Annotated in this window: 14 protein-coding genes; 13 read left to right on the top strand and 1 reads right to left on the bottom strand. The window is 55.6% G+C overall.

Features of this window, described 5'->3' with window-relative positions; all coding sequences use genetic code 11:
• Positions 1-35 precede the first annotated feature (35 nt).
• The 11 genes from OYT1_RS12940 (at position 36) to OYT1_RS12890 (ending at position 9,411) form a co-directional block, all read left to right on the top strand.
• Positions 36-428 carry an ATP synthase subunit I gene (locus OYT1_RS12940; RefSeq protein ID WP_062626428.1) on the top strand — a complete coding sequence of 131 codons (393 nt, stop codon included), beginning with the start codon at positions 36-38 and terminating at the stop codon, positions 426-428.
• A gap of 8 nt (positions 429-436) precedes the next feature.
• Positions 437-1,240, top strand: a complete 804-nt coding sequence (gene atpB / locus OYT1_RS12935; protein WP_062626429.1) for a F0F1 ATP synthase subunit A — start codon at positions 437-439, stop codon at positions 1,238-1,240.
• A 63-nt stretch (positions 1,241-1,303) separates the two neighbouring features.
• On the top strand, positions 1,304-1,579 hold the full coding sequence (gene atpE, locus OYT1_RS12930; RefSeq protein ID WP_035384227.1) for a F0F1 ATP synthase subunit C: 276 nt from the start codon (positions 1,304-1,306) through the stop codon (positions 1,577-1,579).
• A gap of 43 nt (positions 1,580-1,622) precedes the next feature.
• A complete protein-coding gene (locus OYT1_RS12925; protein ID WP_062626430.1) occupies positions 1,623-2,093 on the top strand; it encodes a F0F1 ATP synthase subunit B in 471 nt (156 codons plus the stop codon).
• A 5-nt stretch (positions 2,094-2,098) separates the two neighbouring features.
• Positions 2,099-2,632, top strand: coding sequence for a F0F1 ATP synthase subunit delta (locus OYT1_RS12920; RefSeq protein WP_062626431.1), 534 nt, complete (start codon positions 2,099-2,101; stop codon positions 2,630-2,632).
• A 27-nt stretch (positions 2,633-2,659) separates the two neighbouring features.
• Entirely contained in the window at positions 2,660-4,201 is a 1,542-nt protein-coding gene (gene atpA, locus OYT1_RS12915; RefSeq protein WP_062626432.1) for a F0F1 ATP synthase subunit alpha, read from the top strand.
• A gap of 73 nt (positions 4,202-4,274) precedes the next feature.
• Positions 4,275-5,138: a F0F1 ATP synthase subunit gamma gene (gene atpG, locus OYT1_RS12910; RefSeq protein ID WP_062626433.1), complete on the top strand. Its 864-nt coding sequence runs from the start codon at positions 4,275-4,277 to the stop codon at positions 5,136-5,138.
• Positions 5,139-5,168: 30 nt separating this feature from the next.
• Positions 5,169-6,569, top strand: a complete 1,401-nt coding sequence (gene atpD / locus OYT1_RS12905) for a F0F1 ATP synthase subunit beta (RefSeq protein WP_062626434.1) — start codon at positions 5,169-5,171, stop codon at positions 6,567-6,569.
• Between the two features lie 12 nt (positions 6,570-6,581).
• Complete coding sequence (locus OYT1_RS12900; protein ID WP_062626435.1) at positions 6,582-7,007, top strand: F0F1 ATP synthase subunit epsilon; 426 nt, start codon at positions 6,582-6,584, stop codon at positions 7,005-7,007.
• A 139-nt stretch (positions 7,008-7,146) separates the two neighbouring features.
• Entirely contained in the window at positions 7,147-8,511 is a 1,365-nt protein-coding gene (gene glmU / locus OYT1_RS12895) for a bifunctional UDP-N-acetylglucosamine diphosphorylase/glucosamine-1-phosphate N-acetyltransferase GlmU (RefSeq protein ID WP_062626436.1), read from the top strand.
• A gap of 135 nt (positions 8,512-8,646) precedes the next feature.
• Entirely contained in the window at positions 8,647-9,411 is a 765-nt protein-coding gene (locus OYT1_RS12890; protein WP_062626437.1) for a ParA family protein, read from the top strand.
• A gap of 38 nt (positions 9,412-9,449) precedes the next feature.
• Here the strand turns inward: OYT1_RS12890 and mfd are convergent, their stop codons facing one another.
• Positions 9,450-12,854 (bottom strand): transcription-repair coupling factor, encoded by a 3,405-nt coding sequence (gene mfd / locus OYT1_RS12885; protein WP_062626783.1) that lies wholly within the window; start codon positions 12,852-12,854, stop codon positions 9,450-9,452.
• A 103-nt stretch (positions 12,855-12,957) separates the two neighbouring features.
• Between mfd and OYT1_RS12880 the strand changes: the two genes are divergently transcribed.
• Together OYT1_RS12880 and ubiE are read left to right on the top strand one after the other, a co-directional pair.
• Entirely contained in the window at positions 12,958-13,308 is a 351-nt protein-coding gene (locus OYT1_RS12880) for a gamma-butyrobetaine hydroxylase-like domain-containing protein (protein ID WP_062626438.1), read from the top strand.
• A 116-nt stretch (positions 13,309-13,424) separates the two neighbouring features.
• On the top strand, positions 13,425-14,159 hold the full coding sequence (gene ubiE, locus OYT1_RS12875) for a bifunctional demethylmenaquinone methyltransferase/2-methoxy-6-polyprenyl-1,4-benzoquinol methylase UbiE (protein WP_062626439.1): 735 nt from the start codon (positions 13,425-13,427) through the stop codon (positions 14,157-14,159).
• The last annotated feature ends 1 nt before the right edge of the window (position 14,160 follow it).

The raw sequence follows: 14,160 nt of genomic DNA, 5'->3' as shown, positions 1-14,160 counted from the left end.
GCCCTGAGCACAGGGTTAACGCTCCAAGGTGCTCAATGGACGAAGCAACAAACAAAAACATAAGCCGCGCAGTAAGCAAAGCGGCACGCTGGCAAATAATCGTAACAGTCGTCATTTCGGTCGCTTCTCTACTGCTTGCAGGGTTAGATGCGGCACTCTCCGCAATAGCGGGAGGGGCTTCTGTAATCGTGGGCAGCTATGCTGGAGTAGTGGCAACCCGAGGTCGCTACAGCTCATCTCCAAGTGGAGTTCTGATTACTTTGCTTAAGGCAGAGGTGATCAAAGTGATGGTTACGGCGGCATTGTTGTTAATGGCGTTCAAGTTTTACAGGGGAATAGTTCCTTTGTCCCTGATTGGTGGGTTGGCAGCTGCTGCGCTGGTTTCTGGCATAGGGTTGCGAGCTATAAATGATGACAATAATAAGTAGGATACGGGATGTCTGAACACGCACTGACCCCTTCGAGCTATATCGAGCATCACCTCGCTTTCAATGCCAAAGATGTTGGCGGTGGATTTTGGACTTTGCACATGGATACCTTGGTGGTGTCTTGGTTGCTGGGCATATTCGCCTTTGGTTTTCTCTGGTGGGTAGTGCGTGGTGCGACTGCCGGTGTGCCCAATAAGCGCTTGGCATTCGTTGAGTTGCTGGTGGAATTCGTTGACGATCAAGTTAAAGGAATTTTCCACGGTGATCGAAATGCATTCGTTGCGCCAGCTGCATTGACGGTGTTCGTCTGGGTATTGATGATGAATGCGATGGACTTCCTGCCTGTCGATATCATGGCTTGGATCTATCACAACGTTTTTGGTCAGGATCACTTCCGTGCGGTTCCAACCTCCGATATCAACTCGACTTTTGCGCTGGCTTTGGCGGTATGGGTGCTGATGATTTTCTTCAGCATCAAGGTCAAGGGTTTGGGTGGCTGGATACATGAGTTGTTCTGTGCGCCATTCGGTTCTAACGTGCTGGTATGGCCTGCTAACTTCTTGTTCAATCTGATCGAATACGTGTCTAAGCCGCTGTCGCACTCACTGCGTCTGTTCGGTAATATGTATGCGGGTGAGATCATCTTCCTGCTATTGGGTATGTGGGCTGCAACCGGTCTGGCGGGTACGATTTTTGGAGCATTGCTGGGTGCTGGATGGGCAATCTTCCACATCCTGATCGTGGTGTTGCAAGCGTTCATCTTCATGATGCTGACGGTTGTGTACATCGCGATGGCGCATGAAAGCCACTAACTAGTTTTGTTTGTAATTTTTATCAACTTGTAATACCAACCTTGTAAATCGAAAGGAAATAAAATGGAAAACACCGTGCAACTGTTGGCGATGGTTCAAGCTTACACCGGAATCGGCATTGGCCTGATCATTGGTCTGGGTGCTGCTGGTGCCTGTATCGGTATCGGTATCATGTGTAGCGCATTCTTGGAAGGCGCAGCCCGCCAGCCTGAAATGATGCCAACTCTGCAAGGCAAGGTATTCCTGCTGTTGGGTCTGATCGACGCTTCGTTCATTATCGGTGTTGGTCTGGCCATGATGTTCGCGTTCGCAAATCCGTTGCTGGCCGTCATTAAATAAGGTTGGCTTTGCCACGCGGCATAAATCGGCGTAAGGAACTGAAATGAACATTAACCTGACACTGTTTGCACAGGCTTTGTCGTTTGCCATTCTGATATGGTTCACGGTCAAGTTTGTCTGGCCGCCGCTGCTGTCTGCAATCGAAACCCGTCAAAAGACCATCGCTGATGGTTTGGCGGCAGCCGAGCGCGGCAAGCATGAGCAAGAGTTGGCCGCCAAGCGCGCTGCGGATGTCATCCGCGAAGCGAAGGAAAAGGCAGCCGAGATCATCGCTCAGGGTGAGAAGCGCGGTACCGAGATTGTTGAAGAAGCCAAGGCTCAGGCCAAGGTCGAAGGCGACCGTATCATTACGGGTGCTAAGGCTGAAGTCGAGCAGGAAGTGTTTCGTGCTAGAGAGCAACTGCGTAATGAAGTATCCGCAATCGCTCTGGCTGGTGCGTCTCGCATCTTGGGTCGCGAAATCGACGCCAAAGCTCACAACGATCTGCTTGAAAAACTAGTCGCGGAAATCTGATCGCCATGTCTGAAGCCATCACTATTGCCCGTCCATATGCTTTGGCTGCTTTTGAGCAGGCCAAGCGAGGTGGAGTCCTGAAAACTTGGTCCGAATTGTTGGAAGCGGCTACGGCTGCGGTCAATGATGCGCAAGTGGCTGCTCTGGTCTCTAATCCCCGCGTTGCGGCAGGACAAGTTGAGTCGCTGATGATCGCACTGTGTGGCGGTAAGGTCGGCTCTGACGGACAGAACTTCATCAAATTGCTGATTGAAGCTCATCGTCTGGCAGTGTTGCCTGAAATCGCTGAGCAGTTCGAAGCGCTGCGTGCGGAAGAGGAGAAGTCGGTTGACGTAATGGTCAGCTCGGCATTCGACTTGAATGACGCGCAGAAGCTGAAGATCGCAGCGGCATTGAAGACCAAGCTGGGACGTGAAATTCGTCTCTCTAGCGAGATCAACAAAGATCTGCTGGGCGGCATCGTGATTCGCGCAGGCGACAAGGTGATTGATGGCTCGGCACGTACACGGCTGGCCGAAATGGCAAGCGCACTGGCTTGATGACAGAAATATCGAAACGAGGAAAAGATGAAGCTCAATCCTTCTGAAATTAGCAATTTGATTCGCAGCCGCATCGAGAATTTCGAAGCGCTGACTCAAGCCCGCACCGAAGGCACGGTTGTATCCGTGACTGACGGTATCGTGCGCGTCCACGGCCTGTCTGATGTAATGCAGGGCGAAATGCTTGAATTCCCTGGCAACACCTACGGCTTGGCGCTGAACTTGGAGCGTGACTCGGTGGGTGCTGTGGTTCTGGGTGAATACGAGCACATCAGCGAAGGCGACACTGTTAAGTGTACTGGCAAGATTCTGGAAGTGCCGGTTGGTCCTGAGTTGCGTGGCCGCGTGGTGAACGCGCTGGGTCAGCCCATCGACGGCAAAGGCCCGATTAATGCCAAGATGACCGACAAGATCGAAAAGGTCGCTCCGGGCGTGATCGCACGTAAGTCGGTCGATCAGCCTGTGCAAACTGGTCTGAAGTCGATCGACTCTATGGTTCCAGTCGGTCGCGGTCAGCGCGAACTGATCATTGGTGACCGTCAGACAGGTAAGACAGCGGTTGCTGTTGATGCCATCATCAACCAGAAGGGTCAGAACATGACCTGTATCTACGTTGCGATCGGCCAAAAGGCATCGACTATCGCTAACGTGGTGCGCAAACTGGAAGAGCATGGCGCGATGGGTTACACCATCGTCGTAGCGGCTACGGCTTCTGACTCTGCTGCAATGCAGTTCTTGGCTCCGTATGCTGGCTGTACCATGGGCGAATACTTCCGTGATCGCGGCGAAGATGCATTGATCGTATATGATGACTTGACCAAGCAAGCTTGGGCTTATCGTCAAATCTCCCTGTTGCTGCGCCGTCCACCCGGCCGCGAAGCCTACCCAGGTGATGTGTTCTACATCCACTCCCGTCTGTTAGAGCGCGCAGCTCGCGTGAACGCCGACTACGTGGAAGCCTTCACCAAGGGCGAAGTCAAGGGCAAGACCGGTTCGTTGACCGCATTGCCGATCATCGAAACTGCTGCTGGCGACGTGTCCGCTTTCGTTCCGACCAACGTGATCTCGATCACTGACGGTCAGATCTTCTTGGAAACAGACTTGTTCAACGCCGGTGTCCGTCCTGCGATCAACGCCGGTGTGTCGGTATCTCGCGTGGGTGGTGCAGCTCAGACCAAGGTCATCAAGAAGCTGGGTGGCGGTGTGCGTCTAGCACTGGCTCAGTATCGTGAACTGGCTGCGTTCGCGCAGTTTGCTTCTGACTTGGATGATGCAACCCGCAAGCAATTGGAACGCGGTCGTTTGGTGACTGAACTGATGAAGCAGCTGCAATATGCGCCTCTATCTGTTGCTGAAATGGCTGTGACACTGTTCGCAGTGAACAAGGGTTACTTCGATGACGTGGAAGTAAAGAGAGCACTGGCATTTGAATCTGCCGTGCACTCCTTCCTGAAGTCTAAGCACAAGGCGATCATGGATGCCATCGACACCACTAAGGATCTGTCGGGTGACAACGAGAAGGCCTTGGCGGCAGCGATCGAGGAATTCAAGTCCACGGGTGTTTACTGATATAACGACTAGCCACGCCACTAGCTGATCAGAAGATGGTTTACTAGTGGTAGGTTAAAAGCCGGAGTAAGTTATGGCAGGCAGCAAGGAAATACGCACCAAGATCAAGAGCGTTGAAAATACGCGCAAGATCACGCGTGCTATGGAAATGGTGGCCGCATCCAAAATGCGTAAAGCGCAAGAACGGATGCGAGCCGCTCGGCCTTATGCGGAAAAGATTCGCCAAGTGGCGGCTCACTTGTCGCGCGCCAATCCAGAGTACAAGCACCCATTCTTGGTCAAGCGCGACGTCAAAAACGTCGGCGTGATCGTGGTGACTTCGGACAAAGGTCTGTGCGGCGGTCTGAATACCAACATCTTGCGTCTGGTGGTGAACCGGATGAAAGACTTGGAAAGTCAGGGTAAGGGCATTTCGGTGTGCCCTATCGGCAACAAAGGCTTCAGCTTTATGAATCGCGTAGGTGCAAAAGTCAAATCACATATGATTGGCTTGGGTGATACGCCACACGTTGAGAAGCTGATCGGTGCAGTGAAGGTGATGCTTGATGCCTATGCTGCGGGTGAGATCGACGCAATCTATCTGAGCTATAACCATTTCATCAACACGATGAAACAGGAACCTCGCATAGAGCAACTGCTCCCACTCAGCGATGAACTGTCTGCTGAGGACAAGCCTGGTAACTGGGATTATTTGTATGAACCAGAGGCTAAGCAAGTCGTGGACGAGTTGATGGTGCGTTACATCGAATCGCTGGTCTATAGCGCAGTGACCGAAAACATGGCTTCTGAGCAAAGCGCGCGTATGGTAGCAATGAAGGCCGCTTCTGATAATGCCAAGACCGTCATCGGTGAACTCAAGCTGGTCTATAACAAGGCGCGTCAGGCAGCGATTACCAAGGAAATCTCGGAAATCGTCGGCGGCGCAGCAGCGGTCTAACAGTTAAACGTTAATTTGGGGAATCTCAAAATGAGTCAAGGCAAGATTGTTCAGTGTATCGGCGCGGTGGTGGACGTTGAATTTCCACGTGATGCGATGCCTAAGGTATATGACGCGTTGCTGGTGCAAGACGACGCGAACACAGTTGGCGAGAAGGGCTTGACCCTGGAAGTTCAACAGCAAATTGGTGACGGCGTAGTTCGTACCATTGCCATGGGCTCCTCGGATGGTCTGCGTCGCGGTACCGCAGTTACCAACACCGGCAACCAGATCTCCGTTCCTGTTGGACACGGCACACTGGGTCGTATCATGGATGTGTTGGGCCGCCCGATTGATGACGCTGGCGAAGTGCAATGTGAAGAGCGTCGCTCCATTCACCAGAAGGCACCGAAGTTCGACGAATTGTCGCCTTCCGTTGACCTGCTGGAAACCGGCATCAAGGTGATCGACTTGGTTTGCCCGTTTGCTAAGGGTGGTAAAGTGGGTCTGTTCGGTGGCGCCGGTGTGGGCAAGACCGTGAACATGATGGAACTCATCAACAACATCGCTAAACAGCACTCTGGTTTGTCCGTGTTCGCCGGTGTGGGTGAGCGTACTCGTGAGGGTAACGACTTCTACCATGAAATGAAGGACTCCAACGTGCTGGACAAGGTTGCGATGGTGTTCGGTCAGATGAACGAGCCGCCTGGCAACCGTCTGCGCGTTGCGCTGTCCGGTCTGACCATGGCTGAAAAGTTCCGTGACGAAGGTCGTGACATCCTGTTCTTCGTGGATAACATCTACCGTTACACATTGGCCGGTACCGAAGTTTCTGCGCTGTTGGGTCGTATGCCTTCCGCTGTGGGTTACCAGCCGACTCTGGCTGAAGAAATGGGCCGCTTGCAAGAGCGTATCACTTCGACCAAGGTAGGCTCGATTACATCCATCCAGGCTGTTTACGTTCCTGCGGATGACTTGACCGACCCGTCTCCTGCGACCACGTTTTTGCACTTGGATTCGACCGTTGTGTTGTCGCGTGACATCGCTTCTCTGGGTATCTATCCTGCGGTTGATCCACTCGACTCGACTTCCCGTCAGCTGGATCCGCTGGTGGTTGGCGAAGAGCACTACTCCGTTGCTCGTGGCGTGCAGCAGACTCTGCAACGCTACAAGGAATTGCGCGACATCATCGCGATTCTGGGTATGGACGAACTGGCACCGGAAGATAAGTTGGCTGTGTCGCGCGCTCGTAAGATCCAGCGCTTCCTGTCGCAGCCTTTCCATGTTGCTGAAGTGTTTACTGGCAGCCCCGGCAAGTACGTGACCCTGAAGGAAACCATTCGAGGCTTCAAGGGCATTGTTGGTGGCGAGTACGATCACCTGCCAGAGCAAGCGTTCTACATGGTTGGCGGTATCGACGAAGCTGTCGAAAAAGCAAAAACGCTGCAATAAGGGATAAGGTATATGGCTATGACCGTTCATGTTGACGTGGTAAGCGCAGAAGAGTCCATCTTCTCCGGCCTTGCGGAACTGGTCATCGTTCCGGGAGAGTCTGGCGAGTTGGGTATCCTGCCACGCCACACCCCACTGTTGACCCGCATCAAACCGGGTTCGGTGCGCCTCAAACTGCCAGATCAGGAAAAAGAAGAGCTGATCTATGTATCTGGTGGAATGTTGGAAGTGCAGCCGGACGTGGTGACCGTGCTGGCCGATACCGCCATCCGAGGTGCTGATTTGGATGAGGCTCGTGCGATGACTGCTAAACAGGCAGCGGAAGAGGCGATGAAGAATCGCAGTTCCGACATCGATTATGCAGCAGCTCAGGCTGAGCTTTCTCAAGCCTTGGCTCAGTTGCAAGCGATCGAGAAACTTCGTAAGCGAACACACTAAGTTATAGCAACTAACAAATAAAGGCAGCCTAGGCTGCCTTTTTTGTTGCTTAGACGAATACGTCAGATGGCCAATGCCACGCTAAAATACCCGCTGTCAGCACTTTTGTTTATACTGAGCCACCTTCAGAAAGCCGAGTATGAAATCACTAAACATTGTCATCCTAGCTGCCGGTAAAGGCACGCGCATGTACTCTGAAAAGCCTAAGGTTCTGCATACTCTAGCAGGGCGCCCATTGGTGCAGCACGTCATCGAAACTGCAAATACTCTGTCACCGGGCGTTAGCTGTGTCGTGTACGGTCATGGTGGCGAACAGGTGCCGCAGACCTTGGCAGACATTGTTACGTGTTTTGTGATGCAAGAACCACAATTAGGTACAGGCCATGCAGTACAACAGGCGCTTCCCTTGCTCGCGGACGATAGCACTACACTCGTTCTCTACGGTGATGTGCCGCTGATTCAAGCCAACACATTACATAAGCTGCTGATGCATCCATTTGCACTCAATTTGCTGACCCTGCATATGGAGCACCCTACAGGTTATGGCCGAATTGTTCGGGAACAGGGTGGCAAGGTAACGGCCATCGTTGAGGAGAAGGATGCTTCGGCCGAGCTCCGTGCAATTAAAGAGGTCAACACGGGTATTCTGGCTGCACCTACTGGGCTACTGCGCCAATGGTTAAGTGCGTTGAAAAATGACAATGCACAAGGCGAATACTATCTGACTGACATCGTTGCTATGGCTGTAGCGCAGGGAGTTCAGGTTCAGACGGCGCATCCTACTCACGATTGGGAGGTGTTGGGCGTCAATAGCAAACAGCAATTGGCCGAGCTTGAGCGCTTATGGCAGCACGTACAAGCGCACCATCTTCTTGCCCAAGGCGTGACTTTAGCCGACCCAGCACGAGTTGATATTCGCGGCAAATTGACGTGTGGGCGCGATGTTGAGATCGATATCGGCTGTATCTTTGAGGGAAATGTGCATCTTGATCACCGTGTGCGAGTCGGTGCATACAGCATCATCCGTGAATCGAAGATCGAATCTGGTACCCATATTGCTCCGTTCAGTCTAATCGATCATGCGGAGGTCGGGAATGATTGCGTGATCGGCCCTTATGCGCGTCTGCGGCCCGGCACTAAGCTGCACAACGAAGTTCATGTTGGCAATTTCGTCGAGATCAAAAATAGCGAAATCGCAGCGCAGAGTAAGGCCAATCATCTGAGCTACATCGGTGACAGTACAGTGGGAAGTCGCGTCAATATCGGTGCGGGAACCATTACCTGCAATTACGATGGCGTAAATAAACATCGTACCGTGATCGGTGACGATGCCTTTATCGGCTCAGACACGCAACTGGTTGCGCCTGTGACGGTGGGGCATGGGGCGACCATTGGTGCAGGCTCGACCATCACACGCGATGCTCCTGCAGGTGAGCTGACCCTATCACGTGGCAAGCAAACTACCATCACCGGGTGGCAGCGCCCAAAAAAGAAGCCACGCTGAATACTCTTTAGGCAAAAGCCTGAAAACACGCTGGAATATCTCACTGTTCGGTGCTCGCACATGCGACTGAAATCGGCATAGTGCCATCCGTAGATATGGATGGCAGCAAGGCTGCCGCAATAGGGAGATCGACACATGGCGACTATCGCCATTTTCAACCAAAAAGGTGGCGTGGGAAAAACCACCACTTGTTTGAATCTGACCGCAGGATTGACTCGGGCGCAGCGCTGCCCGGTCGTGATAGACCTTGACCCGCAGGCACACATGACGCTGGCCTCGGGTGTTCGCGACGTGCGAGCAGACACAAGTGTCGCTGCGTTCTTCAAGGGCGGCGCGCCACTTGCCAACTTGATTCAAGAAACAGCTGGCGGTTGGCAACTGATTCCCGCCACGTTAGAGCTGGCCAAGATCGATGTGATGTTCGGTAACGACACACAGGCTGGCATGATGCTAAGTCATGGGCTGAAAGAAGAGCTCGCGCTCACCGGCGCCCCCGTGCTGATCGACTGCTGCCCCATGTTAGGTGTATTGACGCTGAATGCGCTGTTGGCCGCAGATCGTGTGCTGATTCCGGTTTCCGCTGACTTTCTCTCCCTGCAAGGTGTACACCGGCTGGAGGTTGCGCTCAATGTATTGGAGACCAAGCTGAAGCGGAAGATCGAGCGCCGAGTGGTGGTCACTCGCTTTGATGCAAGACGGAAACTGGCATTCGAGATCTACGACAAGGTCAAAGAGCGTTACGGTGACTTGGTATGCAACACCCGCATCAGTGAGAACGTCGCACTAGCGACGAGTCCCATGCACGCGAAAGACATCTTCAGCTTCGCCCCAAACAGTCCAGGCGCAGTTGACTACAAGGCGCTAACGCTGGAACTGATCAAGTCGGGGTTCTTTAGCTAGCGCAATCTAGGTCGCTATATTCCACGCCTAAGATTCACTCACTTTAACTCCCCAAAGAAACTTCTGATCGCCAGCACTCGTTGGGTGAGGTCGTGATACTTTAACTCGATACGCAGCTTGTCCTGTCCTACCAACTTGTAGTGACGCTTGGTCTGGATCAATTTGATGATCTTCGTCGGATCGATGGGTGGATTCGGCACGAATTGGATCTGGATAGCCTCCGAGGAAGCGTCCAGTTTGGCGATGCCCAATGGCTTGGCGGCGATACGTAGCTGGTGGCATAGAAGCAGCGCTTCGGCGGCGTCCGGCAGCAGGCCGAAGCGGTCAATCAACTCGGCTTGCATGGTCTCCAGTTCGTCCAGTGAAGTGCAGCTCGCCAGCCGCTTGTACAACACCAGCCGCTGGTGGATGTCGCCGCAGTAATCGTTGGGCAGCAGCGCCGGTGTGTGCAGATTGATCTCGGTGGTGACGCCCAGCGGGTGTGCCATGTCAGGCTCGTGGCCTTGCCGCAGAGAAGTGATGGCAGCGTTGAGCATGTCGGTATAAAGGGCGAAGCCGATCTCCTGCATCTCACCGCTCTGTGATTCGCCCAGCACCTCGCCCGCGCCGCGTATCTCCAGATCGTGCATGGCGAGATAAAAGCCGCTGCCCAATTGCTCCATCGCCTGAATCGCTTCGAGACGTTTCTTGGCCTGCGCGGTCAGCCCGTCCAGACTATCCACCAGCAGATAGGCGTAAGCCTGATGGTGCGAACGCCCAACGCGACCACGCAACTGGTGTAACTGCGCGAGGCCGAAGCGGTCGGCGCGGTTCATGATGATAGTGTTGGCGCTGGGCACGTCGATGCCGGTCTCGATGATGGTGGAGCACAGCAGCACATTGAAGCGCTGGTGGGTGAAGTCGCGCATCACCGACTCCAGTTCGCGCTCGCCCATCTGACCGTGTGCCATGCGGATGCGCGCTTCCGGCAGCAAGGTGGTCAGCTTCTCCAGCATATTGGGCATGGTGTCCACTTCGTTATGCAGGAAGTACACCTGCCCACCGCGCTTCAATTCGCGCAGCACCGCTTCGCGGATCACGCCCTGGCTGTAGCCGCTGACGAACGTCTTGATCGACAAGCGGCGCTGCGGCGCAGTGGCGATCACCGAGAAGTCGCGCAGCCCTTCCAGCGACATCGCTAGCGTGCGCGGGATCGGCGTGGCGGTTAGCGTCAGTACGTCCACTTCGGCGCGCAGCGCTTTCAGGCGCTCTTTCTGCTGCACACCGAAGCGATGCTCTTCGTCGATGATGACCAGCCCGAGGTTGGAGAACTTGATGTCTTTCTGGATCAGCTTGTGTGTGCCGATCACGATGTCCACCTTGCCCTCGGCCAAGTCTTTCAGCGCCTGCGTGGTTTCCTTGGTCGACTTGAAGCGGGACAGCTCGGCGATACGCACCGGCCAATCGGCGAAGCGGCTGGAGAAATTTTGGTAATGCTGCTCGACCAGCAGCGTAGTGGGGGCTAACACCGCTACCTGCTTGCCTTCCATCGCGGCGACGAAGGCGGCGCGCAGCGCAACCTCGGTCTTGCCGAATCCCACGTCGCCGCAGATCAACCTATCCATCGGCTTGCCGGATTGCAGGTCGAGGATGACAGCCTCGATGGCGGCGGCCTGATCGGGCGTTTCCTCGAAACCGAAGCCAGCGGCGAAGGCCTCGTAGTCGTGGTAGGTCAGCTTGAAAGCGTGACCCTTACGCGTGGCGCGCTGGGCGTAGAGGTTCAGTAGTTCGGCAGCGGTATCGCGCACCTGTTGCATGGCTCGGCGCTTGGCCTTGTCCCATGCGCCGCTGCCCAGCTTGTGCAATGGCGCATCTTCCGCCGCACCGCCGCTGTAACGGCTGATGACGTGCAGTTGCGACACGGGTACGTAGAGCTTGTCCTCGCCCGAATATTGCAACAGCAGGAATTCGTTGCCGCCCTCGCCCAAATCCAGCGTGACCAAGCCCATGTAGCGTCCGATGCCGTGCTGCTCATGCACGACCGCGTCGCCCGGCTTGAGCTCGGACAAATCGCGCAGCATCCCTTCGACGCTGCTCTTTTTGGTGCTGCGTGTGTTACGGCTCTTGGGCTGGGAGGCGTACAGCTCGGTCTCGGTAACGATGGCTAACTGTGTGTCCGTGAGCGTGAAGCCCCGTTGCAAGGGAGCGACACCCAGCATGAACGCTGCTTTGCCTTGCTCGAATTCGGCGTAGCTCTCGCACGTCTCCGGCGTTAGCCCGTACTCGCGCAGATAGCCCGCCATGATCTCGCGCCGCCCCAGTGATTCCGCCAGCAGCAACACCCGTCCGATCTGATTTCTGATGAAGGACTGAAACGCCAACACCGGCACCTCCGCCTTGCGATCCACGGCGATGGGCGGAATGGGCGTCGTGGGACAGCTTGTCAGCGTGGAGCCTTCGTCTTTATCAACGACATCTACCCGTCCAAATTCCTTGACCCGTCCAAAAAACTGCTCGCCATCCATGAACAGCTCATGCGGCTCCAACAGCGGGCGTTGCGGATCGCCGCGCAGCAGTTTGTAGCGGTTGGCCGCATCCTTGCCGAATTCGGTGATGGCATCGTTCACGGCGTGGTGTAGGCACAGCGTGGCGTTGGGCGGCAAGTAGTCGAACAGCGTGGCGGTCTCGTCGAAGAACAGCGGCAGGTAGTACTCGATGCCGGCTGGGGCGATGCCCTTGCTCACATCCTTGTAGATGCCGGCTTTGGAGGGGTCGCCCTCAAAGCGTTCGCGGAAATTCTTGCGGAAGCGCGCCTGCCCAGCTTCGTCCAATGGAAACTCGCGCGCGGGCAGCAAGCGAATGTCCGGCACGGGGTAGATGGTGCGCTGCGTGTCCACGTCAAAGGTGGCGATGGTCTCGATCTCGTCATCGAACAGGTCGATGCGGTACGGCACTGGGCTACCCATCGGGAACAGGTCGATCAGCCCGCCGCGCACGCAATACTCGCCGGGGGTGAGCACCTGCTGCACGTGGGTGTAGCCTGCCAGCGTCATCTGCGCGCGGAAAGCATCCAGTACCAGCCGCTCGCCCTTGTTCATGAAGAAGGTGTAGGCCGCCATGTAACTCACCGGCGGCAGTGGGTAGAGCGCGGTGGTCACCGGTACGATCAACACGTCATAGGCACTGGTGCGGACATGGTGCAGCGTGGCGAGGCGTTCGGAGACCAAGTCCTGATGCGGCGAGAAATGGTCGTAGGGCAGCGTTTCCCAGTCTGGTAGCAGATGCACGCGCAGCTTGGGGTCAAAGTAAGGCAGCTCTTCCACCAGCCGCTGTGCCTCGCGCGCATCCGCCGTCAAGATCACCAGCGGCGACTGTTTGCGGGCGAATTGTGCCAGCGCCAAAGCATCGGACGAGCCGTGCAGGTTGGCGTAGCGCGGGCGGGAATGGGTGGAATCGAACAGCATGACAGCAGCGGAGCAAATCTGGGCATGCATTATAAGCCAGCACGGTCTCCGCTGGGTTTGCCCGGTATATAATGGCCGCCATTTTTCGCCGTTTATCCGAACCATGCCGACACCCACCGAAATCACCGCACACCAGAACTCCCGCACGCTGGAGATCGCTTTCGACGACGGCGCAAGCTTCGTCTTGCCGTTCGAGTTCCTGCGCGTCAACTCTCCCTCCGCCGAAGTGCGTGGCCACGGGCCTGGGCAGGAGACTTTGCAGGTCGGCAAGCGCAACGTCGGCCTGAGCGAGATCGTCCCGGTCGGCAGCTACGCCGTCAAACTGGCATTTGACGACGGCCATGATTCTGGCCTCTACACTTGGCAATACTTGTACGAACTGGGCAAGGATCAAGACGGGCTGTGGCAGGAGTATCTGCAACGACTGGAAGCGGCGGGCGAAAGCCGAGATTGACGACGTATCCCCTCTCCCATTTAATGGGAGAGGGGCAGGGGAGAGAGTCGGCGCGCACTACCCTCTCCCTAACCCTCTCCCTCAAGGGGGAGGGGATAATTAGCTAAGGAGTTGAGATGAGCAAAACCACCCACTTCGGTTTTCAGACCGTCGCTGAAGAAGAGAAAGCCAAGAAGGTCGCGGGCGTGTTCACCAACGTCGCCAGCAAATACGACGTGATGAACGACCTCATGTCTGCTGGCTTGCACCGCCTCTGGAAACGCTTCGCCGTCAGCGTCAGCAGCGTGCGCGCTGGGGATCGCGTGTTGGACGTGGCAGGCGGCTCGGCGGATTTGTCGCGCCTGTTCCTGAAGGCGGTCGGCAGCGGCGGGCAAGTCGTGCTCACTGACATCAACAACGCCATGCTGCGCGTCGGTCGTGATCGTTTGCTAGACGAAGGCATCGTCACTCCGACGGCGCAATGCGATGCCGAACACCTGCCCTTCCCCGACAACTACTTCGACTGCGTCAACATCTCCTTCGGCTTGCGCAACGTCACCCACAAAGACGCCGCCCTGCGCGAGATGCGCCGCGTACTCAAGCCGGGTGGCCGCGTGCTGGTGCTGGAGTTCTCCAAAGTCGCCAAACCGCTAGAAAAAGCCTACGACCTGTACTCGTTCAAGCTGCTGCCGTTCATGGGCAAACTGGTTGCCGACGACCCCGACAGCTACCGCTACCTCGCCGAATCCATCCGCATGCATCCGGGACAGGAAGAGCTGAAGCAGATGATGGTGGATGCAGGATTGTCGCGCGTGGAGTACTTCAACTTGACCGGCGGCGTGGTGGCGGTGCATCGGGGGTATAAGTTGTAAG

This window comes from Ferriphaselus amnicola (genome assembly GCF_000974685.2).
GTDB lineage: Bacteria > Pseudomonadota > Gammaproteobacteria > Burkholderiales > Gallionellaceae > Ferriphaselus > Ferriphaselus amnicola.
Note: the sequence above shows the minus strand (reverse complement) of the source record. Positions and strands in the feature narration are given on the sequence as shown.